General features: G+C 42.8%; 24 protein-coding genes and 1 riboswitch. Of the genes, 14 read left to right on the forward strand and 10 right to left on the reverse strand.

Annotated elements, in window-relative coordinates:
- The first annotated feature begins 310 nt into the window (after positions 1–310).
- Both ACYQ3Q_RS25410 and ACYQ3Q_RS25415 read left to right on the forward strand, forming a co-directional pair.
- A complete protein-coding gene (locus tag ACYQ3Q_RS25410; RefSeq protein ID WP_459931212.1) occupies positions 311–763 on the forward strand; it encodes an N-acetyltransferase in 453 nt (150 codons plus the stop codon).
- A gap of 174 nt (positions 764–937) precedes the next feature.
- Positions 938–2545 (forward strand): prenyltransferase/squalene oxidase repeat-containing protein, encoded by a 1608-nt coding sequence (locus tag ACYQ3Q_RS25415; RefSeq protein WP_459931213.1) that lies wholly within the window; start codon positions 938–940, stop codon positions 2543–2545.
- A gap of 130 nt (positions 2546–2675) precedes the next feature.
- Here the strand turns inward: ACYQ3Q_RS25415 and ACYQ3Q_RS25420 are convergent, their stop codons facing one another.
- Both ACYQ3Q_RS25420 and ACYQ3Q_RS25425 read right to left on the reverse strand, forming a co-directional pair.
- On the reverse strand, positions 2676–2837 hold the full coding sequence (locus tag ACYQ3Q_RS25420; protein WP_459931214.1) for a hypothetical protein: 162 nt from the start codon (positions 2835–2837) through the stop codon (positions 2676–2678).
- Between the two features lie 169 nt (positions 2838–3006).
- Positions 3007–3786: a tetratricopeptide repeat protein gene (locus ACYQ3Q_RS25425; RefSeq protein WP_459931215.1), complete on the reverse strand. Its 780-nt coding sequence runs from the start codon at positions 3784–3786 to the stop codon at positions 3007–3009.
- Between the two features lie 477 nt (positions 3787–4263).
- Here ACYQ3Q_RS25425 and ACYQ3Q_RS25430 point away from each other — a divergent pair, with 477 nt between their 5' ends.
- The 5 genes from ACYQ3Q_RS25430 to rd all read left to right on the forward strand — a co-directional run bounded on the left by ACYQ3Q_RS25430 (position 4264) and on the right by rd (position 9215).
- The gene (locus ACYQ3Q_RS25430; protein ID WP_459931216.1) at positions 4264–4842 is read left to right on the forward strand and encodes a LutC/YkgG family protein; all 579 of its coding nucleotides are present in this window, start codon (positions 4264–4266) and stop codon (positions 4840–4842) included.
- Entirely contained in the window at positions 4843–7011 is a 2169-nt protein-coding gene (gene ldhH, locus ACYQ3Q_RS25435) for an L-lactate dehydrogenase (quinone) large subunit LdhH (RefSeq protein WP_459931217.1), read from the forward strand.
- 693 nt (positions 7012–7704) lie between these two features.
- A complete protein-coding gene (locus ACYQ3Q_RS25440) occupies positions 7705–8403 on the forward strand; it encodes an HAD family hydrolase (RefSeq protein WP_459931218.1) in 699 nt (232 codons plus the stop codon).
- 41 nt (positions 8404–8444) lie between these two features.
- On the forward strand, positions 8445–8894 hold the full coding sequence (locus tag ACYQ3Q_RS25445) for a hypothetical protein (protein ID WP_459931219.1): 450 nt from the start codon (positions 8445–8447) through the stop codon (positions 8892–8894).
- A gap of 159 nt (positions 8895–9053) precedes the next feature.
- Positions 9054–9215 carry a rubredoxin gene (rd, locus tag ACYQ3Q_RS25450; protein WP_034141867.1) on the forward strand — a complete coding sequence of 54 codons (162 nt, stop codon included), beginning with the start codon at positions 9054–9056 and terminating at the stop codon, positions 9213–9215.
- 200 nt (positions 9216–9415) lie between these two features.
- Here rd and ACYQ3Q_RS25455 read toward each other — a convergent pair whose 3' ends face one another.
- The gene (locus ACYQ3Q_RS25455; protein WP_459931220.1) at positions 9416–11662 is read right to left on the reverse strand and encodes a DEAD/DEAH box helicase; all 2247 of its coding nucleotides are present in this window, start codon (positions 11660–11662) and stop codon (positions 9416–9418) included.
- Positions 11663–11801: 139 nt separating this feature from the next.
- Between ACYQ3Q_RS25455 and ACYQ3Q_RS25460 the strand changes: the two genes are divergently transcribed.
- Entirely contained in the window at positions 11802–12662 is an 861-nt protein-coding gene (locus ACYQ3Q_RS25460; protein WP_459931221.1) for a hypothetical protein, read from the forward strand.
- Here ACYQ3Q_RS25460 and ACYQ3Q_RS25465 read toward each other — a convergent pair.
- The 3 genes from ACYQ3Q_RS25465 to ACYQ3Q_RS25475 all read right to left on the reverse strand — a co-directional run bounded on the left by ACYQ3Q_RS25465 (position 12659) and on the right by ACYQ3Q_RS25475 (position 15165).
- A complete protein-coding gene (locus ACYQ3Q_RS25465; protein ID WP_034141865.1) occupies positions 12659–13333 on the reverse strand; it encodes a Crp/Fnr family transcriptional regulator in 675 nt (224 codons plus the stop codon). The genes ACYQ3Q_RS25460 and ACYQ3Q_RS25465 overlap by 4 nt on opposite strands.
- A gap of 322 nt (positions 13334–13655) precedes the next feature.
- Positions 13656–13931, reverse strand: a complete 276-nt coding sequence (locus ACYQ3Q_RS25470) for a late competence development ComFB family protein (protein WP_459931263.1) — start codon at positions 13929–13931, stop codon at positions 13656–13658.
- A 253-nt stretch (positions 13932–14184) separates the two neighbouring features.
- Positions 14185–15165, reverse strand: coding sequence for a glycosyl hydrolase family 18 protein (locus tag ACYQ3Q_RS25475; protein ID WP_459931222.1), 981 nt, complete (start codon positions 15163–15165; stop codon positions 14185–14187).
- A 107-nt stretch (positions 15166–15272) separates the two neighbouring features.
- Here ACYQ3Q_RS25475 and ACYQ3Q_RS25480 point away from each other — a divergent pair, with 107 nt between their 5' ends.
- From ACYQ3Q_RS25480 to ACYQ3Q_RS25495, 4 genes are all read left to right on the forward strand, one after another.
- The gene (locus tag ACYQ3Q_RS25480; RefSeq protein ID WP_459931223.1) at positions 15273–15773 is read left to right on the forward strand and encodes an HD domain-containing protein; all 501 of its coding nucleotides are present in this window, start codon (positions 15273–15275) and stop codon (positions 15771–15773) included.
- Entirely contained in the window at positions 15770–16765 is a 996-nt protein-coding gene (locus tag ACYQ3Q_RS25485) for an asparaginase (RefSeq protein WP_459931224.1), read from the forward strand. The genes ACYQ3Q_RS25480 and ACYQ3Q_RS25485 overlap by 4 nt, the downstream gene beginning before the upstream one ends.
- A 286-nt stretch (positions 16766–17051) precedes the next feature.
- Complete coding sequence (locus ACYQ3Q_RS25490) at positions 17052–17366, forward strand: zinc-ribbon domain containing protein (RefSeq protein ID WP_291299909.1); 315 nt, start codon at positions 17052–17054, stop codon at positions 17364–17366.
- A 520-nt stretch (positions 17367–17886) separates the two neighbouring features.
- Positions 17887–19032, forward strand: coding sequence for an MFS transporter (locus ACYQ3Q_RS25495; protein ID WP_459931225.1), 1146 nt, complete (start codon positions 17887–17889; stop codon positions 19030–19032).
- Positions 19033–19174: 142 nt separating this feature from the next.
- Here ACYQ3Q_RS25495 and ACYQ3Q_RS25500 read toward each other — a convergent pair whose 3' ends face one another.
- The 4 genes from ACYQ3Q_RS25500 to ACYQ3Q_RS25515 all read right to left on the reverse strand — a co-directional run bounded on the left by ACYQ3Q_RS25500 (position 19175) and on the right by ACYQ3Q_RS25515 (position 22107).
- A complete protein-coding gene (locus ACYQ3Q_RS25500) occupies positions 19175–19933 on the reverse strand; it encodes an ABC transporter ATP-binding protein (RefSeq protein WP_459931226.1) in 759 nt (252 codons plus the stop codon).
- A 10-nt stretch (positions 19934–19943) separates the two neighbouring features.
- On the reverse strand, positions 19944–20942 hold the full coding sequence (locus ACYQ3Q_RS25505) for an ABC transporter substrate-binding protein (protein ID WP_459931227.1): 999 nt from the start codon (positions 20940–20942) through the stop codon (positions 19944–19946).
- 101 nt (positions 20943–21043) lie between these two features.
- Positions 21044–21814 (reverse strand): ABC transporter permease, encoded by a 771-nt coding sequence (locus ACYQ3Q_RS25510; RefSeq protein ID WP_459931228.1) that lies wholly within the window; start codon positions 21812–21814, stop codon positions 21044–21046.
- 2 nt (positions 21815–21816) lie between these two features.
- On the reverse strand, positions 21817–22107 hold the full coding sequence (locus ACYQ3Q_RS25515) for a thiamine-binding protein (protein WP_459931229.1): 291 nt from the start codon (positions 22105–22107) through the stop codon (positions 21817–21819).
- A gap of 111 nt (positions 22108–22218) precedes the next feature.
- Positions 22219–22323: riboswitch (TPP riboswitch) on the reverse strand.
- A 267-nt stretch (positions 22324–22590) separates the two neighbouring features.
- Here ACYQ3Q_RS25515 and ACYQ3Q_RS25520 point away from each other — a divergent pair.
- Both ACYQ3Q_RS25520 and feoB read left to right on the forward strand, forming a co-directional pair.
- On the forward strand, positions 22591–22857 hold the full coding sequence (locus ACYQ3Q_RS25520; RefSeq protein ID WP_459931230.1) for a FeoA family protein: 267 nt from the start codon (positions 22591–22593) through the stop codon (positions 22855–22857).
- A gap of 83 nt (positions 22858–22940) precedes the next feature.
- Positions 22941–25025 carry a ferrous iron transport protein B gene (gene feoB, locus ACYQ3Q_RS25525; RefSeq protein WP_459931231.1) on the forward strand — a complete coding sequence of 695 codons (2085 nt, stop codon included), beginning with the start codon at positions 22941–22943 and terminating at the stop codon, positions 25023–25025.
- Positions 25026–25057 lie beyond the last annotated feature (32 nt).

Here is a 25057-nt window from a genome sequence, read left to right on the forward strand (position 1 = left end):
AAATGTAAAAATAAGGAGATGCGTTGTTTGGGGAAGCATGTCTGATATAGGCTTAAACACCCAAATTCGTGACATTGGAATAAATATTCATACTCTAAAATCCGACAAACAAGGCATGAGTAGAATTGGGTTCAATATGTTCTAAATATTTAGTTATTTAGCAATCAAAAAGAACGTTAAATTAAACCATTATGCAGTTAAAGAATAAAGTCTTTAGGCAAACTTAAGGGATCAGTTCGTAAGAAAAATGATGCAACTATATAAGAAGTATTGTATAATTATGCAAATGACAAAAAAGGAGCTATAATCAATGAAATTGCGTAAGGCACGAATAGCGGATGTAGAAGCGATGATGTTATTAATAAATAGCAACGCTGAACAAGGACTCATGCTGCCAAGATCAAGAAATATGCTTTATGAAAACATTCGCGAATTCTTGCTGGCTGAAGAAGATGACCAATTAGTGGGGGTTGCGTCCCTTCATATCCTTTGGAGTGACCTAGCAGAAATCCGGGCGTTAGCGGTTGCTAGTGGCTACAAACGAAGAGGGATCGGAACCCAGATTGTTAGAGCACTTGAAGGAGAAGCGAAAGAACTGGGCTGTACGAAACTTTTTGCCTTGACTTATCAGCCTCAGTTTTTTAAATACTGTGGGTATGAAGAAGTCAGCAAAGACCAAATGCCCCAAAAAGTATGGACAGAATGCATTAATTGTATAAAATTCCCCAATTGCGATGAGATAGCAGTGGGACGCACTCTATAAATAGCTGCGTAGAAGCTGAATAGTCATTGCTGTAGTGAAAAACATTAATAATATATGATCAACAAACATTGTACCGAACCTTATGGTTCGGTATTTAATGTTTGTTGAACAATTCTCCGCTTGATTACATAAACCGTACTATGGCCTGCAAAAAATGAAGACGGAGAGAGTTCAATGGATTTAGATTGGGAAGTTCAAAAGGGTCTAGACCAAGCACTGAATTTTGTCTCAGAGGGAGTAGAACAAATTCTGTCAGAAAGTATTGACGAAGCACATGGCGTTTCCCCCAGTCTAGGGGCAACGGCACTTGCTGATCTTGCTCTGCTGGCAGCCGGGAGAAGGTACGAGCTCCCTCAACAGAAAGGGGCTCAATGGTTAAAACAGCATCAACATCAAGGTGGCTGGGGAAAGTATCCAGGTGACAAGCCAGACGAAGAGATAACTCAGATTGTCGGTATGGTACTTCAGGGGAGCCAAGGCGGATGGAGGGCTAAACTTAAACTTTTGGCTAATGCACGGCAATTTTCTCATATGATTCTATCGTTAGGGCAAAGGGTGGTTCCTGGCCTAGAGGGACCTACCCCTGAGGAAATATTGCTGCCTACGATTCTCGAAAAGAGGATTTTAGCCAAGTTACCACTCTATGGTCGACCAGTCGTTGTCGCAGCGTCGCTACTTGACTCGAACACACAAGCGGGCATTCAACAAGGCCTTGAATATCTTCTCAAGACACAAATGTCGGACGGCTCTTGGGCAGAGGATATTATCGCCACAAGTATGGCTATGCTCGCGCTTGTGATCAGAGGTAGCCATGTAGAAAAGTCTCAAAGGGCTGCACAGTGGCTGGTTCGAAAACAGTATCCCAGTGGTGGTTGGCCTGCATTTGATCAGCTCAAAATATGGGCTATTGGATGGGCCTTAAAGGTCTTTGCTGAGACAACTCAAAAGCCTTCAGATATCCTATGGTTAAAACAAGCAATCGATTGGTTAAAGAGGGGTCAGAATGAGGATGGGAGCTATGGCAGTACTCCCCCATTTACTCATCCTGACTTGGATGATACCTCGGTTGCTTTAATTGGTTTGCATCAGGCGTTAGGAGAACAAAATCAGTTGGGAGTTCTTCTGTTGAACCGTTTACAAAATAATGACGGAAGTTGGGGAACATTTCCCAGCTTTCAAGGAATACCTCCTCAGGTTTCTTCAGAATTTCCAGTCTATATTCCCAGTGTCGACGTGAGTATTCACGTTCTCGAAGCATTAGGGCCTAGTCCGCGATCCCAAGATGAAATAATCTGGCGCGGATTAAATTGGATTTTAACTCAACAAGAGGACCAGGGTGCATTTCCAGCCACTTGGTATGAGGGGGCTGTTTATAGCACAGCTCAAGCTTTAGAATTATTCAGTAAGTTAAGCTTTCGCTGGAAACACTGGAGCACAGCACGCAATATCTTAGGAGCAGGGAACAAGGGACAAGTATTTCTCTTGAATGCTCAGGTAAGTGATGGAGGTTGGGGTTCTGTGGTCGAAACAAGCTTGGCCATTACAGGGTTATTACGGTATTCGAACGTTGTTTCATGGGAAGTCTTTGAAAAAGGGATAGTGAACCTTCTCGCAGCCCAGAACAGTAACGGTTCTTTTAAACCATCTTACCAAGGGGTCTACGCAAAGGGCTGGAATTATGAAGAACCATTATCCACAGCACTCACGGCCATTCGAGCTTTACAGAGGTTTCAACGCGTTCAACGCATGAATAAGGGGGGGGGTATAAAGTTTTTTAGGTGACTTAAAGCTATTAAGAACCCCTTAATCACCCATAAGCGTTAGGTGGTTAAGGGGTAATTGATGTGTGTTTAATTCTTTGTTAATACTTAGAGGGGTCATATTATAGATTATGAACTATTATGGTTATTTACTAACGTTGTTTAAGAATTGTATGGAGGAAATTCCATTGTAAGTCGAGATAGGCATTGGTCATCTCGTATTCACTGAAGCCTTTGGCTATGAGATAGTCACGAGAGGACGCTTCAAAATCACGGATAAACCCTAGAATCTCTTCAGCATGAGTTGACAACATTTTTCACCCTCCATTTCAAAACGTAGATGAGTTATATTCGATTTTACAAGAATATATGTCTATTCATTATAATAATAGTGACCTTTACCATTATTATAATGAATAGACTCTAAAAAAGGTGTTGGAATAGAGAATAAGCGTTGGGATTAAAAGGGGAAATATTGATGAACTAATAAGAATTATCGTTGTTTTTTGCAGAAGGTAACAAATCTGATGGGCAATGACGCCAAAGTGTACAATCAAGTAGAAGGCGATTTCCAGCTCGATAATGTCGTTTTGCCTGGGGAGAATTATTCAGAATGACATAACAATCTGCAAGAGTATGGTGAATACTGGCTTTATAACTTATCGTGAGCATTTTTTGAGTTATCCAATGGGCACCACTCTGGGGAAATCCATTTTGTTTGGCAAGATATAAGCTATGTTCGAACATTTTTGCGGCTTCATGGGTTTTGCCTATTTGTTTAAGTATACGTGCTTGTGTCGAAAGCAGGAGCGGGTCGACTAAGGCAGAGGGGTTCTCTCGTAAAACATAAAGCGCGCGTTTAGCGTTTCCTTCTTTAAGAAGAATGTCTCCAAGTGTCGAGCAGAGCAAAGGAGCTTGGCTGGGAAGGAACTTTTCTAGAAGTGTTATTGCTTGAGTCGGTTCTTGAAAGTAGTAATATAATTGACTTGCAAAACGAGCAATCGACAAGGGGCTAGTGTCTTGAGAAATGGCATGAGCCATGCGTTGTGCGGTTATTTTCTTATCCGGAGGGTTAAAGTCTTTCTTCTGAAGCATGGCTAGATAGGAAATGCTTAACCCGCTGATCAGAACCCAAAGAGCATAACTTATGCCGAAGTGCCAGACAGTAATAACACTTGCTAGCATTGTAATTGTTGCCAAGAATAAAAAAAAATATAGTTTTTGTACATAAACAATTTCTGGATCGTATTGCACTTTGCCCATCCCATCCCTCCTATTTATAGTTACGACAGAGAGAAGGTAAATAGAACCGGGTTCATATTATAGAGCACCGGGTGAGAGTGAGATTTCCACTTGAAGTTGGGAGTCTCACGATTAGATGAATTCATAGTACGATGGCTGAACTATAAAATGAGCACTCCTAACGGAATGCTCATTAATAATCAAATTTACTAATGTGTAAATTATAGAAGATTACTCTTAACAATACTTTTCAAGCATTGTCATCGATTGATTATCCACATATCAGAACGGATAATGGTTGCGCCTCTAAAATCATAGGTAAATCAAAGTATTGAAAATTTTAATGCAAGAGATATTGTAATTCTCTCAGGTTTAGATTAAAATTAAATTATTAATGGTATGATGGTCTGACCACGTAAACGGGATATTGTGTATTTAAGGCTAAGGAGTATGTGGGTTAATTATAGACTACTTAATAATCATAGGAGGAATATCAAGATGGAAATTGATTCTTTGACTGAATTATATGAACGGTTTAAAGTCAAATTAGAAGTGGTGTCTGGAGAATGTTATCGTGTGAAGACGGCAAATGAGGCTGGTGAATTGGTTTATAAAGTTATGCTAGAGAAAGGGATCAAAACTGTTGCACTTTTAAAGGCTTCTATTTTGGAAAAAGGAAATTTTGCACAACGGATTACAGAAGCTGGCATTATGGTACATACTGATTATTTTCGCGAAGTCACCCCGAATGCCCAGGCGGGTATCACCCAAGTGAACTACGCTATTGCAGAACTAGGCACTTTAGTCCAAGCGGATGCGGATGCTAATGTTGATCAACGCTTATGCTCTACTCTTGTTCCGATTCATATTGCCTTAGTTTCGACGTCGGCGCTCATACCAACCTTAAAAGAGACGATGGCAACAATTCATCAACTTCCCCAAATACCAGGGTTTGTGGGGTTTATCACTGGTCCTAGTAGAACCTCCGATATTGAACGTGTTTTGACGATAGGAGTACATGGCCCGAAACAACTTGTAGTGGTCTTTGTAGATGAGCAAGTAGAGGAAGTGATTTAATTGGCTGATAAACAATTTAAGAAGAAGATTTCAGAGGCGCTAGGAAATGATGTTTTACGTGGGGCTTTAGGACGTTTTGGGGATGCTTATACGATAGCTCGCGCCAAAGCGTATGAGGGTTATGATTTCCAATCGATTAGCGACAATATAGCGGAAGTTAAGTCGTATGCTGCTAGCCATTTAGAGGAGATGATTGATCAATTTGAACAATCTGCCACTGCCCGGGGAGCGAAGGTTTTCCGTGCGTCAACTGGTGAGGACGCTAAGCAATATATTCTTGACTTAGCTAAAGGTCAAGACGTTAAGAAAATTGTCAAATCAAAATCAATGGTTTCGGAAGAAATTTTGCTGAATAAAAGGTTAATGTCTGAGGGTATCGATGTACAGGAAACAGACTTGGGAGAGTGGATTGTTCAGCTGGCGGGTCAACATCCTTCCCATATGGTCTTACCGGCGATCCATATGACAAAAGAAGAGGTTGCCAATGTTTTTTCTGGCCACTTACACAAGTTGAACCAACCAGTTATTGCTGAACTTGTTAAAACCGCTCGTGAAGAACTGCGTAAATCGTTTCTTGAAGCTGATATGGGGATTTCTGGAGCAAATATGGCCATTGCTGAGACAGGGACTTTAATAATGCTTACCAATGAAGGGAACGGCCGTCTAACCTCCACCTTGCCCCCTATCCATGTTTATTTAGTCGGTATCGAGAAACTCGTGCCTAAATTTGAGGATGCTACACATATCCTTCAAGCACTTCCCAGGAGTGCGACGGGCCAGCAGATTACGAGTTATGTGAGTATGGTAACGGGCCCGACTCCTGCGTATTACCCAGATGGAACGGTTAAAGATAAAGAATTCCACATCATCCTGATGGACAATGGTCGCCGGAAGATGTATAACGATGAGAAGTTTAAAAAGACCTTCCAATGCATTCGCTGTGCATCTTGTCTCAATGTATGCCCAGCCTTCCAACTGGTGGGTGGGCATGTTTATGGACATATTTATACCGGCGGAATCGGAACTATCTTAACCAATTTCCTGAATTCTGAAAAAGATGCTCAAAATCCCCAAAATCTTTGTCTCCAATGTGGTAAATGTTCGGAAGTATGTCCTGGAAAATTAGATATACCACAAATGATTTTGGAAATGAGAAATCGTATGGGTGAAAAAGAGGGACTACCGTTCACTCAGAAATTTGCCCTAGATGTAGTTTCTAATCGCCGATTATTTCATTCCCTGTTACGAATGGCATCTGTTGCCCAAAAGCCATTCACTAAAGGACAACCTGTGATTCGTCATTTACCCATGTTTCTCTCGGGCCTTACCGAGAAGAAGAGTTTACCGGCCGTGGCCAAGGTCCCCTTCCGTGATATATTCAAAACGATTAAGCAAGACGTGAAGAATCCGAAAGGAAAAATTGCTCTTTATGCTGGTTGTCTGATCGATTTTGTTTATCCGAAGATCGGAGAAGGAGTCATAGTTGCACTGAATGAAAAAGGGTATGAAGTCGTCTTTCCTGAGGGACAATCCTGTTGCGGTGCACCGGCCACCTATATGGGTGACCGCAGTAATGCGCGTAAATGTGCGATTATGAATATTGAAGCATTAGAGGCAGAAAAGGTTGATTATGTGGTTTCTGCCTGCCCAACCTGTACCCATGCGCTGAAGGAGAGTTTCAAAGAGTTGCTTCATGATGATCCAGGGTTAACAGCTCGTGCTGAAGAGCTAAGCCATAAAGCTTTGGACTTTTCTAAATTATTGTCTGATTTGGGTGGTTTAACACCTGGGGGCGACGGAGTACCCCTGAAAGTGACCTATCATGATTCTTGCCATCTGAAACGCTCAATGGGAGTTTTTGCCGAACCTCGCAAAATACTGACCGATACTTCTGGGGTGCAACTGATTGAGATGAAGGAATCCGATCGCTGCTGTGGTTTCGCTGGGTCTTATTCGATAAAGTTTCCCGAGCTATCCGGCCCTATCTTAGAGCGTAAACTTAATAATATTGAAGAGACTGGTGCAGATGTGGTCGTGGTCGATTGTCCTGGATGTTTGATGCAAATCTCTGGGGGTTTGGATAAGCAAAATCCTGACATGAAGGTAATTCATACTGCGGAACTCCTCTTAGAGAAACGAAAAAAGTCACATAAAAACACTAAGAAATAGTTGGTTCAACATTATTAGTGCTAAAAATGTATTTTTCTGCCAAGGTATTTTAGTGAGCTACCTAGAATTAAAGCTAATGTGAGCAGACAGCCTTTTATCCAAATTGTATGGCAATGTGTTGCCACGAAAGCGAGCGAAATCGCGTTGAAGGAGAAAGGTTGTTTACCAAGAGAGGAGAAAGAGGTTAGCCATTTTATACCAATAACGTTGTTTTTCATTTAGAGGGCTTAAAAAGAGCGATTCAGAAGATTGATGGATGATGAAGAGGTAAGAATGAATTATCGCTACGTGACTTCTTAAGAGTCTAAATGGAACGTTTTTATGGTTTGATGGGGACCCTGTTTCCAAAATCTCACAGAACATTGCCCTCCTTATGAGTCTGCAGCACAATAAGGAGGGCAATCTCAGGGATTGCACCTCTGGGAAACAGAGCGGGCCGTTGCGAGAGCTGAGAGCTATTTGAGATCCCCAGGGGAATGGAAATCCCTTGGGGATTATTTTCTCTGGGCAGATTAAATGGCAAGATACTATATGATGTAGGTATTGTGGATTAAGTTCCTAAAGATGGGAATATTATTGAGTTGTACGTAAGCTTCTCAGAACTAGAAGGAATTCAGAAGAAAAGAGAGAATAGTATAGGGGAAGTTGGAAACAATAAATAGCTCGTTGGGTTTGAGATCTCAATAGGAGGACATGAGCGTGATCCAAGCCATTCTTTTTGACTTAGAGAAAACATTGACAAATGTAGTTTATGCCAAGTTTATGCAAAATTTCCTTGGCATTTTAGCGCCAAGATTTGCGCATCTTCTTTCGCCAGATAAGTTTTCCAAACAATTATTGAAATCGATAGAAGTCACTCAAAAGGAACCTAAACCCGGGCAAACTAATATGCAGACTTTTTATGATGATTTTTGTAAAGCCACGGGTCAGTCAATACTGACACTTAAACCATTATTTGAAGAGTTTTATGCTTCAGATTTTCCTGCTTTGCGCTGTTTGGTTCAAGTTAACCCACTTGGGGTTAAAGTCGTAGAGTACGCAATTCAGCAAGGCTTTTTAACTGCAGTGGTATCGAATCCGATCATGCCTTTAACTGCCATGCAGGAACAGGTCCGCTGGGCGGGTCTCCTACCAGAACATTTTAAAATCATCGCGGCCATGGATAACTTACATTATTGTAAACCCCATATCGAGTTCTATCGAGAAATTGCCGAGAATCTTCGCGTTAAACCGGAAAGCTGCCTGCTGGTTAGCGAAAATCCTGAAGATTTAATCTGTCGAGAACTGGGAATGAAAGTCTTTTTTGTTGGGGCGTTAAGTTTTGAGGTTCAGTCGGATTATTTTGGACAACTTGACGATCTCCTCCGAAACATTAGTCTTGGGAGTTTGTAAAGGGTTAATCGGATCCTTAGAGTAAGAAAGGAAGGATATGCGTGGTGGGTTTTTGCCGGTTCGCGCAGTATAAAACGGGTGAAAGGCTAGACCAAGTGTTTCCATCTGTCCGTATGGCCCAATTATTCTATGAATTTCTTGGCCGCTATAAGGCTTGGAGACTCGCTAAACTTCAAGCGATGATTGGGACGTTCATTGTTTTATTCTTAGGGTTAGTTGCTTTGCTTATTCCCTGGTTTTTGCCAAGAGTTGGAGTATTTGTGAGTTTAGTCATGCTGATTCTTTTCTGTTTTGCAATACGATATTATCTAGAAGTAAACGAGCGAGCCAGTCATTTGTACATTAATGTTCATATTTTGCATCATCATTTGAGCGGTAAGCTGGAAGTGGGGTTTTGTGATCATCACGAACCTTGCCATTGTGTAGAGAATTTCCGGGGCTTTGCATTGCAAAATTACAGGATTTCTTTTGATAATGGATTCCTAAGATAACTGTACATGCCAATTTCTACTTCTTATGTGGGAGTCTTAAATGGAGATACTAGAGCAGCGCTATTTAATAAGAACTTTTATGAAAGTAAATTGGCGAAAGTGACTAAAAGATGCTACAATAATTTAATACATACATTGAATCAAATGGGAGGGTTTTTAATGAAGAAGTATGTTTGTTCAGCTTGTGGTTATATTTATGATCCTGAGGCCGGAGATCCTGATTCTGGAATTGCACCAGGCACAGCTTTTGAAGATATCCCTGAAGATTGGGTTTGTCCACTTTGTGGAGTAGGTAAAGATATGTTTGAAGTCTCAGAGTGAACTCATTCTGCTAAAGCTTAATATTGAGACTTCGGTGAGGGACTCTACTCCACCGAAGCAGAGATGGACACCCACTTCGAGTGGGTGTCTAAATATTAATAAAACTTTATAAATCCGTTATATACACAGCTAACCCTACGCTGACAGATTAAAGAGGCAGTACAAACTTCGTTGTACCGCCTCTTTTCGTCGCACTAGTCTTATAGTTCCATGATGGCCGCTTCATCTCGATCAAGTTTTTCCATGCATACTTTGAGGCGATTGCGTAGGGCAATATCGCTTACGGCCTCTCGCATTTGGCGCATCAGATCAATGGTGCGTCGAAAAACGCTGATAATATCTCCCTCGTCAAGGTTACATAACGCTTGAACTTCTAGAAACGTACTGCCTTGGCTCCAAGCATAGGTAATTCCTGCGACTCTAGGGTCATATCTTACTGAGTCTTGGCCACAAACACTTTGAAGGTATTCTACGAAAACTTTGACAGGTTCAGAATCAAAGACTGCCGTCCGGTGAAACATATCGTTCTTTCTTGCTTCGAAGTCAATACTAGACAGCAAGGCATTAAGTTGGTCGTCATCGAGTTGAAGGAAAACGTCTGAGTAAATTAATTCAGTTACCAGGAGTTCTTGGACATAAATGCGACTGGCACAAGTGCCACGGGCTAAAAGCTCATCTCCTCGCATATACCCTAGCTGGCGGAGATGATTCTTTTTGTATTCAAATTCCTGAAGAAAGGCATTTTTTTCAGGAAGAGCGTCTAAGGCCTTTTGAAGCTCTTGTTGGTGTTGTTTTATTGTAAGGTAAGATTTACTTTGACTATGGCAGTTTTCTTGCTTCTCTGTGGGGCAACTCTTAGGAGAAAGGGATAAGAGTTTTTCCCAGGTGCGAATCTTACGGGCCATTTCTCGCCCGTAAACACGAGACTGCTTGCGGGGTCCTAAAGCCTTGAATGTTTTCTTAAGTTTCTCTAATTCCTTCCGTTTAGGATGGTGTTTAAGCGGACACTGAAATGATCCAACCTCTTCGCAGAGATGTTGCGCTCCAGCGAGCTGTTGTTGGACTTGCGCTAACTCAGTGTGAAGGAAATCAGAACTCAGGCGATAGCTATAGGCGGCAAAACTTTTTTGAAAGTAGATTTCGATTTGAGCTTGGGTTAGGGTTGCCGTGAGATTGAGAACAGTATTATAGGTAAGTCTAAATTGGCTGGTTAGCGGTTCAAGACGATTTAATTGAAATTTAGGAGGCGGACTTTTTTCCATATAGGCTAAATCGACTAGGGCAAAGGAGAAGCCTTTTTCATCAAGACCGCGTCGTCCTGCCCGTCCGGACATTTGAAAAAATTCATGATTGGCAAGCGGTCGAAAGTTTCGTCCATCATATTTATTCAATGAATCGAAACAGACTGCTTTGACGGGATAATTTATGCCCACACTAAAGGTTTCTGTGCAGTAGAGTACTTTGATAAGGCGTTCTAAAAAGAGTTCTTCAACTATAACTTTTTGGGAGGGGAGTAAGCCAGCATGATGATAGGCGATTCCCTTTGAACACAAGCGCTTGAGTTGCCTTGTCGACGAGGACCAGTCTGCTTCTGAACCGAAGCTTTGAAGAAATTTGTCTTCAACGGTTCGACGTTCGGTCGCTTTTAAGTAATTGCCGATGGTGGCTAATTCTATGGCTTTTAAGGCACATTGTTTGCGACTGAAAACAAAGAAGAGCGCTGGGAGATGTTCACGCTGGATTGTGCGAATGAGGTCTAAATGAGTGGTTGGGCCAAAGGGATTTTCATCATTGACTCGATCTTTGAGTTTCCGGCGGTAGTAACGCCATAGCTGGTCATAATCCACTAGGCCGGTGTCCTTGGTGTAGTAATAATATTCTAGGGGGACCACCCGATTGTGTTCTTCGATCAAAGCTACATCTTCATGTCGGATGGACTCGATCCAATCTACTAAGTGTTTAGCATTAGCAATGGTGGCACTCAAACCCAGAATCTTCATTTTAGAGGGTGCAAGAATAATGGACTCTTCCCAAACAGTGCCCCGTTCCTCGTCATTTAACCAGTGAATTTCATCAAAGACTATATGAGAAACAAACTCTAGGGCAGGGTCTTCGGTAATGACTTGGTTGCGAAAGACTTCTGTTGTCATAATGAGCAACGGAGCAGTTGGATTAAGGACAACATCCCCAGTCATTATTCCTACTGCATCTTCGCCAAATTGTTTTTTGAAGTCTCTGAATTTCTGATTACTGAGAGCTTTAATGGGTGCCGTATAGATCACTCTTAAGTGTTCGTTCATGGACTTTTCTATTAGATAATCCGCCACTAGGGTTTTTCCTGTGCCGGTAGGTGCAGCAACGATGACGGATTTTCCGGCATCAATTGCATCGAGGGCCTCTTCTTGAAAAGGGTCTAGGGCAAAATCGTGATAGATGCGCTTAGACATAGTAGTCAGCTCGTTTCTGATGTCATTTTGCTAATTTTAACAAAGCAATCAATAATGGTCAAATATAGCACCGTTATGGTCTGAATGTTCCCTTGAATCCATAGGATGAAACAAGAGACGAGGCTAGGGGGGATCAGATGTGTCTTCAATACGGTTAGAGATTGAGAAGGCCATGGGACTTAAGTTCCCAGAAAGACATGGAGAAGTGATTATACGGTTTGAGGAATCTGTAGAAATTCCCTCAGCGGCTGAAGCGCTGATGCGGGGATTATATCATGATCCTGATCGTGTGCGCCAAGGATTTAAGGTTTTGCATCAAGAGACGGGGTCAATCATTGATATTCTCATGCCACGACGCTCCCGGTTACGTGAATGGGCTGATTCTCTTCCGGATCGTCCTAAAGAAGCGGAATCCTTCTTAAAAGAAACGACTGAGCAACTTTTAATCAGAGAGCAACGCTTGGTTCAAGCAGAGCGAGAGTTAGTGGGTCAATTGCAGGAAAGCGGGTTGGATGACATCTATCCAATTCCCTTAGCGGCATTTGGAATTTGTACTTATAGAGATCCAGCAGTTAAGATCTTTCTCAAGCCTCTTGGGCGGTTTTCAGAACTACTGCAAATTAATCCGGACACTTTGCGACAAGCCGTGCGCGTTCATTTCCTGTTCTTACTATTATTGATAGCCGGTGCGGATTTAGATGGGCAAGTATATGTAAGGGGTGGAGAAGAAAAAGATATACATTGGTTAACTAGTATTTACACGATTCGGTATTTAAGGAGCCAATCTGCAGAATTGATCCAAGGTTATCAAGAATGGGTTAAAGCTTGGGGTGGTAAACTGCCAAACCAAAGTATGCTTAACGAACGAGAGTGTGAAAAGACTCGTGCTGCCATGATTTTTTGGCGCCGACAGGCGAATATTAGCTGGGAAGAATGTTGGCGAATCATAAACCAACTTGACCAACAACCAAGCGGTAGCAATGCCCTGGTTTTTAATTAAGGCCAGTCTGCTAATTCGTGAGGTTTTATGATTTCTAAGCGATTATCTACTAGTTTTAGAATTCCAGATCGCTTCCAGCTGTTGATGGATCGGTTGACGCATTCACGAGAAGTCCCAATCATGTTGGCTAAATCTCGATGTGTGAGAGACGCGTCTATAAAAATAGGTTGGCCAGGATTGTTGGCTGGTTGTGCTAGGCGAAGGAAAAGGGCAGCTAGAATTCCGGCGGTTGAACGATTCGTCAAAATTCGAATGAATTCCTGGGCGAGTCTTAAGCGTCGGCTTAAGGTGCGAATGAGGGCTAGTGAAAGAGCAGGATTAGATTCTAGAATATGGGACATTACTTCGTTATGCAGGACTAATAAGGTGCTATCCTGCAGGACTTCAGCGGTTGCTGGGTAGGAACCGGCTTCGAGAAGCAAAACCTCGGCGAAACAATCATAGGGACCACACCAATCAAGAATCTGTTCTTCACCTTCAGGGGTTGATTTACTAAGTTTAACTTGCCCAGAAAGGACAAAATATACCGATGAACCAATCTCACCTTCTACAAATAATAGTTGCCCCCGACGATAACGGCGCTCGATTAAATGTGGGAGAAGGGGGGCTACATCACTGGGGCTTAAAGACGAAAACAGAGAAAAACGGAGAAGTTCTTCAGAGTTGAGCATAAAAGACCTCCTTTCTTAATTTAAGTTCTCAGTCGAATCTTTTTTTTTGGTGATATAAACGTGCTATAATAAAGTGATTCAGAGGTCGATTCAAACAGTGAATAAAAATGAGGAGACCTTTTGGCCTCCTCATTTTAACAAGCGGTCAGATAAGACCATACAATAGAAAGGAGCGAGGAGGAAATGGTATGATCGACATTGAAGTGACCCCAGTCAGGATAGAACTGGTCATAGATTCTCCATTTAGGGTTATAACATTAGTTGTCGTAGCGGTATTGGCCGTGATCATCATAATAAATGCTGTCTAAATTGTCGCATAGGATTAGTCTAGTGGATGTGACGGAGTAGCACTGACTTGCTGTGCGGCACGTACCACTTCTGACATGATACGCGCTTGATCTGGAAGCGCTTGGGATTCCCATTGCGTCATAATTTCGCCACGTGAAGAAACATAGTAGCGCGCTGGCAAACGATTCAACGCATGGGCCATTATATCGGCCTGACAGCGTTCACAGGAGCATGAAAGTTGATTAATTCGAAGGTAATCTTGTAGTGCTTGTTGGACAACTATTTCTGTGTGATTTTTAAGCTCATACATGGATGTGCTCATCTCCTTAGCATCTATTGATAATTCAATGATAAGCGTTTATTGATTAAAGAACAAGTAGGGTTTTACGGATAGTTTGAGGACAGGCCTAATAACTGTCTTCTAGAGTTAAAAAGAAGGCTTGGATCACCAGATGTTGATGATACAGCCCTCTCTTCAATATCAGTTTTTTTATATTATATGTCCGATGCTTGCCACTTAACTTGACGTACAGCAATGAATCGATGACAGGTTGAGGACAAGCCTATCGTTTGAGTTTATTGGAGATTTCTTGCCAGAAACGGTTTGTTTCATAGCCAAGGCGCCAAATGGCTATCCCTCGCAATCTGTAACTCTTGACAAACCCGAGGCGAACCTTGGCAGAAAGTTCATTTTCATACCACACGGTATGCCTTGTTCGTCCTCGCCAATAAAAGAAGTAGGGTTCTACCGCTTGGTCAGACCAAAGAACTCGTGCGTTATTTTGGGCGACTAACTTCGGAATATCACGCATTGGGACCATACACGTTGGTTCGTTGGACCAATCGTAGCCGTAGACTGGGATGCCTAGTAATATCTTTTCATTGGGAATATAGCGGATGGCGTAGTCGAGTGCTTGGGTCATCCAAGGAAGACTTGCGATCGGACCGGGTGAACCGCATGAGTAGTGTTCGTCATAGGTCATTATAGTAATTGAATCACATAACCGCCCAATCCCAGCAAAGTCATAGCCAGGAGCCTCCGACTCCGAGCGTTTTGCAGGGATAGCTATCGATAAGAGTAAGCCACGGTCATGTAAAGTGGTTTTTAGAGATTCAAGAAAAGTGAGGAAAGGAATACGGTATGGGGCTTCTAGCCCTTCAAAATCCACATGTACTCCGGCTACATTTGGTGGTAGTAAATTAATCATATGACGTATACAATTTCTTTGCGAGGCAGTTGAAGATAATACTGAACGCAAGGGAAGAGGATCAAAGATTTTGCCGTCGAAATTATGGAAGAGAATAAGGGGCGCAGTGCCTTGTTCTATAGCTGCTTGAAGCACTAGCTTATTAACCTGACCGATGAACTGACCATCTGGTTGAAGCTGATAGGCAAAGTCAGCGTAAACATCAATGTGGTGGCCTTGTTGTCTTAGCGTTTCAAGGGCGCGAAAATCACCTTCGTAATCCTCAGAATAATACCCGAGGATCCATAAGCGTTTGTTGATAAGACGTCGTGCAGTGGGTGTCCAATTAGAATTCAATACAGACCTCCTCCTCATGTAGCAAATACTCTTAGGATAAGATATGAGGAGAATGAGAATTAATTTTCTTTTTTTTATGGTAAAATAAGTAAATAGGGGGAGCGGCGATGAATTGGGACTTTATCAAGGATTTACAAAGGATATACGATCTGTTGGATCATTTGGACGCAGCGACCATTGAACGTGATTACCCTATAACTTGGGAAAAGGCTCATGCGACAAGCTGTGCTCAAATCGGTCGTATGTTGGCGGAAATGCGAAGTGTAGACATAGAGCAAGCAGCTTTGGCTTGTGCTTTACACGACATCGGTCGTTGGGAGACTGGAAAACAGTTGGATCACGCCCCAAAAGGAGAGGATCCGATTCGCCGTTTCTTAGCCGAGGGGAAGTATTCGGAAGAATCTCGAGAGCAGATTGTTCAAGCGGTCATCAATCATTCTAAGAAGGAACAGATCGGAACTCCCCTCGAGGAACTCGTCAAGGATGCCGATCTCTTAGATTGTCATTGGCATGGAGAACACATCCAGAAACCGTATCATATGGCCAGATTGAAGGAAGCATTAAACAACCTAGGAATTTCGTTGTTTAATGAAGGGTTAGCGCCGTGAAAAAAGAAAAGGTACTTCTAATTGCAACGGGTGGAACTATTGCCATGCGTAAGAATGAGGCGGGAAAGGTGGTTCCTGCTGTTGGCGGTCTCGAGCTTGTGGAAAGCCTACCCGATCTCTCCCAAGAGGCTGATTGGGAAATTTGTGATTTTAGCAATGTTGCCAGTTGTAATATTCAACCCCAGCACATGAAGTCTTTAGCACATAAGGTCGAGCAGCATTTTTTACTCGATCCTTCACTAAAAGGGATCATCATTACCCATGGGACAGATACTCTTGAAGAAACTGCTTATTTCCTGGATGTTGCCATTAAAGACCCACGGCCTGTGATCTTCACCGCTTCGCAAAGGGATGCTTCAGAGAGTGATTCTGATGGTCCTCGTAATTTACATAATGCTATGCGCATCGCCCTAGATCCTCGAGCTCTGCAGCGTGGCATCGTAATTGCTCTGAATGAAGAAATACATGCTGCACGGGATGTGCGCAAACTTCACACGAGTCATGTGGATGCTTTTGACTCAGGAGATAGTGGAGCGTTAGGTAGTATTGATACTGGACAGGTTATTTGGCATCGTAAACCGGAACCCTCACTTAAACTTGGAGTTCCGAAGAGTTTAGCCAATGTAGCAATTTGCAAAGCGTTTACGGGTATGTCACCGGAAATTTTGAGGATTACCCAACAAAACACGGATGCCATGGTGATTGAAGCGTTCGGACGCGGAAACTTACCCCCTCAGTTAATTCCGGAGATAGCTAAACTTGTTACCAACGGCATTCCTGTCGTTATCACATCGCGCTGCTTATTTGGTCGTACAGCCCCAATCTATGGATATCCAGGCGGAGGAGCAGACCTGGAACGAGTAGGAGCCTGGTTTTCAGCAGACTTGTCGACTGAAAAGGTCCGCTTGTTTTTAAGTATCGCCTTAGGTCAGGGGATTGACAAAAAGGAACTAAGACAGATGCTAGCTAATGGGGCTGTCGATATTTCTTGATCAGATAAAATTGATCCACCTAGCTAATAATACTTTATCGACCACGCATGAGGACTTTTTTCTCATAGCGGGTTTCAAGATACTTCCTGATTCACTTAGATACTTAAAATTTCATAAAAAAATTAGATTGCTTCTAGGCATTTGCTCTGCTATACTGACCCTGTGCTTGTTAAGACTTGGGCCTATCAAAATTGGAATCCATACTTTGACCTTATTTGGTGCAACGGATGATAATTTGTTGAAGGATCCAATCCGTACAAGGAACACCTAATAAGGAGGAGTTAGAATGGCTCAGGACAGAACTCTAACATGTCGCGATTGCAGTCAAGAATTTATTTTCACCGCCGGAGAACAAGATTTCTACATTGAAAAAGGATTCGAAAACGATCCAACTCGGTGCCCAGCGTGTCGTCATGCCCGCAAGCAACAATCAGGTGGTGGCCGTAGCGGCGGATTCGGAAGTAATGGTAGTCGACCGCAACGACAAATGTTCCCTGCAGTTTGCGCAAGCTGTGGAGTAGAGACGGAAGTACCGTTTCAACCTTCAGGTGAAAAACCTGTGTATTGCCGCGATTGCTTCCAATCAATGCGTCGGTACTAAAAGATAGTATAAATGGTACAAAAGGTTAGGGATTATCCCTAGCCTTTTTTGTACTTATCAGAAAGTATAACTACGTTACATGCTGCAAGAAGGGTAATCCGTGCGAAGACAGTGTCTTCGTCTGTAGCATTAGCAACTAAGGCGGCCGCCTCGCCAAGGGTCCCTTCTCTCCATCACGACACCTAGCCATCCATGGAGGTGTTCTAATCTCAACCATCCTTGGTGGCGCTCTAACCTCGAACATCCCTGTTCGAGTCATGGCCAGCGCTTGGCGCCAGCCAAGTTTTTTTTATACTGTCAGAAATTATAACGTTCTGTTTTCTTTCAGGATGTGCCTAGTTTCGAATGCGTCACGGATGGCCTTAGCCGATCCTTGGCACAAGCCTAGTTTTTAATACAATGTAGAGAGTATTAATTTCGAGTTACGAACATAATATTTAACAATTTTCTAGGTTCAACATTTTTTGGTGATCCCTCTAAGGATCTAGAATACCCTTAAATGAAAGGAGGAGAGACTACCGTGAAACGGAATTCTGTGATGGCAGGGTATTATATTTTCTATTTTGCAGCTGTGGGAATTTATATTCCCTTTTTACCAATATTTTTAAGTCATTCGAATTTAAACAGTCTAGAAATTGGTGTCTTAATGTCAGTAGGACCCTTCGTCGGTATTTTTGCTCAAGCTGTCTGGGGAACACAGGCAGATCGATATAGAAGACACAAAGAATTTCTGCTCCTGGCTTTAACGTTAACAGCACTTGTCTGTTTTTCCCTGTCATATGGCAAGGGATTTATTTCATTTGCCGTATTATTATCAATTTATGCCTTTACGAACTCATCGATCACGCCTTTATCGGATGCCTTAGTGTTAAATACACTCGAGGACCGCAAGGATTATGGGAAAATTCGGCGCTGGGGTTCTTTTGGTTTTGCTCTAACTGCCGCTCTCGGCGGACTAATCTTTACATATCTAGATTTAGCCTGGTTTGGGGTTGTTGAAGGGATTATTCTGATCGGGTGTTTATTCTGGGCTAAATTGTTACCTAACCCTCGAAAGACAATGCAAGCAGGCTCATCCTTACCCGCTATCCCTTTTACTTTTTTGAGTAATGTCAAAGCTCCAAGTCTGCTGATCTTTTTTATGGTCACATTTCTTTTCATGGCACCCTATAATGCCTATTCCGTTTTTTTCGGTTGGCATCTACAGGAGTTAGGGGCTAGCCGTTGGTGGATTGGTTTTGGGTGGACGATAGCGGCCTTAAGTGAAATGATCGTTTTTAGTATGGGGAGTATTTGGCTGAAACGGTTCAGTCCTCAGCAACTTATCGCCTTGGCAGGATTTATTTTCGCTTTTCGTTGGATAGGGTATAGTCAAATTCAGGATTATCGGATCATTATTTTGTTGCAAATTACTCAGTGTCTTAGTTTTGCTCTCTTTTACCTGGCAGGTGTCGAGTATTTAAACACGCTTTTACCAGCCTATGTCCAAGGAAGCGCTCAGTCTGCCTATAATGCTGTAAGCTTTGGAATCAGTGCAATTATCGGTACAGTCGGCGCAGGGTGGCTGATTCAAGTTGGTGAGGTACAACTGATGTACAGAGTATCGGCCTTATTTACTGCGGTAGGTATCATTCTAGTGCTGCGTTTCTTAAATAAAGATGATTGATATAAGTTCCGAACTTTGAAACCTTCGTTTTCGCTTGTGCTTTGGGGGATTGCAAATACTGTAACCTTAGAAATATATGATCCTGTGAGACGACAGGCACTTAGTTCATGAAACTAAGTGCCTGTCGCATTGATGTTCGTGCTTACGGTATGAGAAGGTGTAATAGTTGCCTTTTAAGATCTAAGGCAAGACTAGAGAGCAAGAGCTCATCTGGATCACGTGGGTGGGGGAATGGGATTTTAAACTCATGGATAATTCGAGCGGGACGTTGACTTAAAACAACTACTTTGTCCGAAAGAAGAATCGCTTCATCAATATCATGAGTGATCAATAAAACGGTATGCCGAGTCCGATTCCAGATACTTAAAAGCCAGCGTTGCATTTCCTGCCGGGTCAAAGCGTCCAGAGCTCCAAAGGGCTCGTCTAGAAGCAAGGTTTTTTTGCCAAAGAGAATCGTGCGCAGTAAAGCACCACGTTGTCGCATGCCACCGGATAACTGGTGTGGGTAATGATCTGCAAATGGTGAAAGACCGAACTGATTTAGCCATTCTTTAGCCTCTACTTGTGCTTTTCGTTTATCCTTATGCAGGATCTCGCATCCCAAGAGCACGTTTTCTAGTAGGGTACGCCAGGGGAGGAGCAAATCTTTCTGAGGCATATAACCGACGTTACCTAACGTCCCATGAATCGCTTCACCATCCAATAATATTTCCCCTGCATCCGGAACCTCAATTCCTGCCAAGAGATTGCATATCGTACTCTTGCCACACCCAGAAGGTCCGATCAAGGAAACAAAGGCACCTGTCTCAACTTCTAAGTCTAGAGAGTGCAAGACCTCCATTGACAGGTTCTTCTGAGGGTTCGAGTATGCTTTGGAAAGACCTTTAAGAGATAGTCCCATCTGGACCTCCTTAGGATTTAGGTAAGAAATCGTTCGTGAAAGCCTTGGCGGGATCAATCATCTTCTGCAGCAGGTCTCGTTCGACAAGCCATTTTGCATAGCTTTCCCAAACGGCTGCTTTCTGAATCCCCCACTGCGGTGCATCGGCCTGATATTGAGGGCTGAGCCATGTCTGGCTGCTGCGAATTAAGTCAGGATTTGCTTCGGGTGCATGCTTGATTAATATCTCGGCAGCTTCCAGCGGATTCTGAATTGTGTATTGATAACCGTCACTAACTGCTTGCATAAAATGACGAATCACTTCCGGTTGGGATTGTGTCATTTTCTCGCTAGTAATCAAGACAGGCGTATAAAAATCGAGAGCAGGGTCAACGTCTTTAAGCCAAAGCATATCTAAAGTCTGTTTTCGTAATTCTGCTTCTTTGCCGGTCCAACCATAAAAGATCCAGGTTAAATCAATATCTTTGGTTAAAGACATAAGTTGATCAGCTTCTCCAATATTAACCATCTTAATCTTAGAGAAATCAGCCTTTTCATTTTCCATGAGTGCTTTGAGAATAGCGTCTTCTGAGGGCAGGCCCCAACCACCGTAAGTCTTCCCTTCGAAGTCTTTGGCATTTTTAATATTCTTAGAAGTTGGAGAAGCAAATCCTGAAGTGTTGTGTTGTAAGATTGCAGCTAGCGAGAGAATCGGTACATCGTTAGCGCGTGCCGTAGTCACTTGTTCCTGATGGCTCACTCCAAAATCTGATTTTCCAGCCGCCACAAGCTGCTCGACATTCCCAGAGCCAGAAGGCTGGATGAATTTAACATCTAGACCCTCCTTTGAGAAATACCCCTTTTCTAAGGCAACAAATAGCCCAGTGTGATTCGTATTAGGAGTCCAGTCCAGCATTAAGGTTACTGAGGTAAGTGGCTCTGTCGCGGAGGTCGCGGGTGATGGAGATTTGACCCCGCACCCTGACAGTATAAGAATAGGAATAATTAATAAAGCAAGCAGCTTTTTCATACTATTATCTCCCCTATGATTTATTTACTTTTTCTAAATTAACATCTCGAAGACGAGGACAAAGTTTAGGATCGAGGATAAAGTATTGTAGATAATCTTTGTTAAATGGAATCTTGGTTTTTGCTATGGATCCACGGTAATGCGAGTCGTGCAAGGAGGGTAATAAGGGCGTAATAAAGAAAACTTAAGGCGGTAATTGTAAAAATTGCGGCAAAAACACGGTCTGTCAAAAAGGAGTGTGAAGAGCGCGTCAGATAAACTCCTAATCCCGAGCTGGAACCCAACCATTCTGCTATCACGGCCCCCATGACGCTATAGGTAGCGGCGATTTTCAGGCCGGCAAAAAGGGAAGGGAGAGCGTTAGGCCAGCGAACGATATAAAACATTTGCCAACGGGAAGCTCCCATACTTCTTAATAGATTTAGGAGGTCAGCATCAGTTAATTCTAGTCCTTCGATTAGACTAATGGTAACCGGGAAATAACACACGATAATGACGATCATAATTTTAGGCAGAAGTCCATAACCCAGCCATAGGATCAAAAGAGGTGCAACGGCTATCAGTGGAACCGTCTGTGAAATAATTAGAAACGGATATAGTAGGCGTTTTAGCCAAGGGGATAGGACCATCGCGCCTGCTGTGATCAGGCTGAAGACGACGGCAAGTGCAAAGCCAACCGTTGTTTCAACTAAAGTAATCAGAGTATGCGTCCAGATAAGTTGGCGAGTCTCCCATAAGGCTTTGGCTATTTGAGCGGGGGTGGGGAGAAGCCAGAGGGGAACTTGCGCAATCGTAACTACCATTTGCCATGTCCCTAGAAAAAAGAGAAAGAACAGTAGGGAGGGGATCCCTTTCCATTTTAGACAACCCATTGTTATGTTCGATACTTAGCAATTTTTTCAGCAATCGATGAGCCACTAGGGACATAATCCATTTTAATGTAGGCCATCACTCTTGAGGCTCCAGCACGAATGCATGCTTCCTGAGCTTCTTTGATGATTGCCCAAAGCTGGTCTGGTTCTCCTTCCATTGTTGTCTCCATAGGACCAACTTCATAGGGAACCCCACTGGCTGCAATGACTTTGATCGCCTCGTCCACAACTTCATAAATGCGGGATTCTTCCACTTTGGGGATAACCTGTAAGGCCATAATGATTTTTGCCATCGTTTTTTTCCTCCTTCTTATGAACAAGTTCTTCGTGTGAGAGTCTTTAGTGGTGGCGCATAGCGGCATGGGAGTCTGACTAGTACATAAAAAATACCGCATGTAATGCGGTGTACTTGTTCTCAAACCTCCCTACGCTGGCATTACCCAGATCAGGTTAAGGGTCGGGCAGATTGCCCCTCTCAGCCATAAGTTCTAGCTCCCCTGTTACCATATTAATTTATGTCATTCTAACATAATGACTGTTGCGACGCAATCTATAATTTCCCAATAGTACTTGCGCTATTTGCATTAGAGCCCCACTCGTTGAGGCTTGCAAATGCTGAGAATGGTTATTAAAAGTAGAGAAGTTTACTTTGTACTTCAGAGATATATATTGACAGTAACAAGAAAGAAGAGTATTCTAAAATAAATGAGATATATTCTCAGTTATTATTAGAACAAAGGTGAGAATGATTATCATTTCCGCGAGGAGGGGTGACGATGGAGCGCTTTTTGGGAGACTTAAAAACAGGTGAATGGGCACGTGTGGAGCGCATTGATGGCGGAGGAGCTTTGCGTCGCCGGATGATGGATATGGGTATTGTTCCAGGTGTCGAATTAGAAGTTGTTCGTCAAGCTCCTTTCGGTGGTCCACTTCAAGTTCGGCTGAAAGGGTACTATTTAGCAATGCGCCGTGCAGAATGTGCTAAAATTGCTGTAAGTGAAAAAGATCCCAAATGTAATGACCCTTTATTAGCAAGTCGCTAAATTCAAACGATTTTTAGATCAAGTTAAAAACGTGATGATGCCGCTTGGACATACATATGCTCAGAGGGGGGAGGCGGCTGGACATGAAAATTGCGCTTATTGGAAATCCCAATGTAGGCAAGAGTACTGTATTTAATGCTTTAACGGGTTCGAACCAACAGGTCGGAAATTGGGCTGGTAAGACGGTTGAACGCAAGTCAGGTGTAGTTAAAAGAGCCAGCCGGGAAATCGAGCTGATTGATTTACCAGGAACCTACAGTTTGACCGCATACTCACAAGAAGAAGTTATAACGCGTGAATATATTATTCGCGAAAAACCAGATGTTGTTATGGCTATGGTTGATGCTTCAAATATTGAGCGTAACCTCTATTTAGTTCTTCAAATCCTTGAACTAGTGCCTCGTGTGGTGATCGGTTTAAATATGCTGGATTTGGCTCAGTCTGCAGGAATTACAATTGAGTCTTCAAATTTGGCTTTAGCCTTAAATGTTCCAGTCGTCGAAATTGTTGCAGCCAAAGGAAAAGGAATTGAGGAGTTCTTAACAGAAGCCATTCGGGTTGGAAAACTGAAAAACGACCCTCTTCCGAATGAGGTCAGTTATCCGAAAGAACTTGAACAAAAGATTCTCGCAATGGAAGCGCTATTGGTAGATACTCTATGGGTCACGAGGTACCCATTGCGCTGGTTAGCTATAAAACGTCTGGAGAGAGATTCGGAAATTGGGCAAACATGGAAAACAAATTCTGAAAAGTTGCCAATACGTAAGAGCAGGGATGCTTGCTTTGACCTTGGAGAGGCAGTTAATTACGAACTACAAGAATCGACTAATCTTCCAGGAGAGTCGTTGCTGCAAGACTATGAGAGAGAAGGCTGGACTAAGGACCATTTTGAAATGGCTATTGCGGATGCTAAGTACCAATATATTTCGAAAATTTTACCGCAGTTTAGGAAGCACGAGAATCCAGCTAAACCTACCTTTACAGATAGACTAGATCGTTGGATTCTTTCTCCATTTTGGGGTTATCCGATTATGTTAGTCGTCTTAACTCTCGTTTTTTGGATGTCCTTTATTGCCAGTGCGCCTATAGGGGGAGCAATTTCACTTGGCATGGCGTGGGTTGCCGAGGTGATTGTGGGCTGGCTACGATGGGTTCAGGCTCCAGAATTTATGCAAAGTTTAGTAAGAGATGGGATCTTTGCTGGCGTTGGTGCCGTTTTAGCCTTTGTGCCTCAAATTGCCATATTCTTTGCCTTTTTTTCGTTTATGCAGGACAGTGGTTATTTAGCACGGGCTGCATTTTTAGGAGATCGATTTATGCAGCTCATGGGATTGCATGGAAAATCTTTTTTTTCCTTGATATCTAGTTTCGGTTGCAATGTTCCGGGAATTATGGCTACACGAACTTTGGAAGATCCCAAAGATCGCTTGATCACCATACTTATTAATCCTTTAATTCCTTGTGTGCCACGCTTAGGGGTAATGAGTGCTGTTGTGGCTGCATTTTTTCCAGGTTCTCGAGGTGCCCTGATTATGGTAAGCCTTTTGTTGATAAGTATGCTGCTTGTAATGTTTTCTGCACTCTTTTTAAGACGAGTGGTCAAGCATACGGAGCGATCAGCATTTGTCATGGAACTGCCGCTCTATCATATTCCCACAGTGCGTAATATCCTAGTGCCAACCTGGCAAAAAACCTACTCCTTTCTAAAAAGAGCATGGACGTTCATTTTAGTGGCTTCGATAGTGGTCTGGATCTTAAGCTCTTATCCCCAAGGGGTCCCCATGAGCGAAACTTGGGCTGGCATAATGGGTGGTTGGTTAGCATTTATCGGACAACCATTAGGGTTCGACTGGCGAATCATGGTGGCGATCGTTTTTGGCTTTACAGCGAAAGAAACGACCTTATCAACCTTAGGTATTTTGTATGGTGTCGCTGCTGATGCATCGCAATCTATTGCTCAGGCCATGACAGGGGCTATGACCCCTTTAGGTGCCTATACATTTCTGGTAGTTTATATGCTTTATATTCCTTGCCTGGCATCCGTCGTAACGACCTATAAAGAATCACGAAACTTGGGTTGGACAAGTTTTGGAGTGGCATACAGCCTTATTCTGAGTTTTGTCATGGGATGGCTTGTATTTCAAGGAGGTCAAGCACTAGGATTTTGATAATTTTAACTAACCCCAAGGGGGAGTATGAC

The organism is Desulfosporosinus burensis, from assembly GCF_054657535.1.

Excerpts from the sequence above, each read along its gene's own strand:
- ACYQ3Q_RS25410 (WP_459931212.1), top strand. The coding sequence starts at position 311 with ATGAAATTGCGTAAGGCACGAATAGCGGATGTAGAAGCGATGATGTTA.
- ACYQ3Q_RS25415 (WP_459931213.1), top strand. The coding sequence starts at position 938 with ATGGATTTAGATTGGGAAGTTCAAAAGGGTCTAGACCAAGCACTGAAT.
- ACYQ3Q_RS25420 (WP_459931214.1), bottom strand. The coding sequence starts at position 2,837 with ATGTTGTCAACTCATGCTGAAGAGATTCTAGGGTTTATCCGTGATTTT.
- ACYQ3Q_RS25425 (WP_459931215.1), bottom strand. The coding sequence starts at position 3,786 with ATGGGCAAAGTGCAATACGATCCAGAAATTGTTTATGTACAAAAACTA.
- ACYQ3Q_RS25430 (WP_459931216.1), top strand. The coding sequence starts at position 4,264 with ATGGAAATTGATTCTTTGACTGAATTATATGAACGGTTTAAAGTCAAA.
- ACYQ3Q_RS25440 (WP_459931218.1), top strand. The coding sequence starts at position 7,705 with ATGAGCGTGATCCAAGCCATTCTTTTTGACTTAGAGAAAACATTGACA.
- rd (WP_034141867.1), top strand. The coding sequence starts at position 9,054 with ATGAAGAAGTATGTTTGTTCAGCTTGTGGTTATATTTATGATCCTGAG.
- ACYQ3Q_RS25455 (WP_459931220.1), bottom strand. The coding sequence starts at position 11,662 with ATGTCTAAGCGCATCTATCACGATTTTGCCCTAGACCCTTTTCAAGAA.
- ACYQ3Q_RS25465 (WP_034141865.1), bottom strand. The coding sequence starts at position 13,333 with ATGCTCAACTCTGAAGAACTTCTCCGTTTTTCTCTGTTTTCGTCTTTA.
- ACYQ3Q_RS25470 (WP_459931263.1), bottom strand. The coding sequence starts at position 13,931 with ATGTATGAGCTTAAAAATCACACAGAAATAGTTGTCCAACAAGCACTA.
- ACYQ3Q_RS25480 (WP_459931223.1), top strand. The coding sequence starts at position 15,273 with ATGAATTGGGACTTTATCAAGGATTTACAAAGGATATACGATCTGTTG.
- ACYQ3Q_RS25490 (WP_291299909.1), top strand. The coding sequence starts at position 17,052 with ATGGCTCAGGACAGAACTCTAACATGTCGCGATTGCAGTCAAGAATTT.
- ACYQ3Q_RS25500 (WP_459931226.1), bottom strand. The coding sequence starts at position 19,933 with ATGGGACTATCTCTTAAAGGTCTTTCCAAAGCATACTCGAACCCTCAG.
- ACYQ3Q_RS25505 (WP_459931227.1), bottom strand. The coding sequence starts at position 20,942 with ATGAAAAAGCTGCTTGCTTTATTAATTATTCCTATTCTTATACTGTCA.
- ACYQ3Q_RS25510 (WP_459931228.1), bottom strand. The coding sequence starts at position 21,814 with ATGGGTTGTCTAAAATGGAAAGGGATCCCCTCCCTACTGTTCTTTCTC.
- ACYQ3Q_RS25515 (WP_459931229.1), bottom strand. The coding sequence starts at position 22,107 with ATGGCAAAAATCATTATGGCCTTACAGGTTATCCCCAAAGTGGAAGAA.
- ACYQ3Q_RS25520 (WP_459931230.1), top strand. The coding sequence starts at position 22,591 with ATGGAGCGCTTTTTGGGAGACTTAAAAACAGGTGAATGGGCACGTGTG.
- feoB (WP_459931231.1), top strand. The coding sequence starts at position 22,941 with ATGAAAATTGCGCTTATTGGAAATCCCAATGTAGGCAAGAGTACTGTA.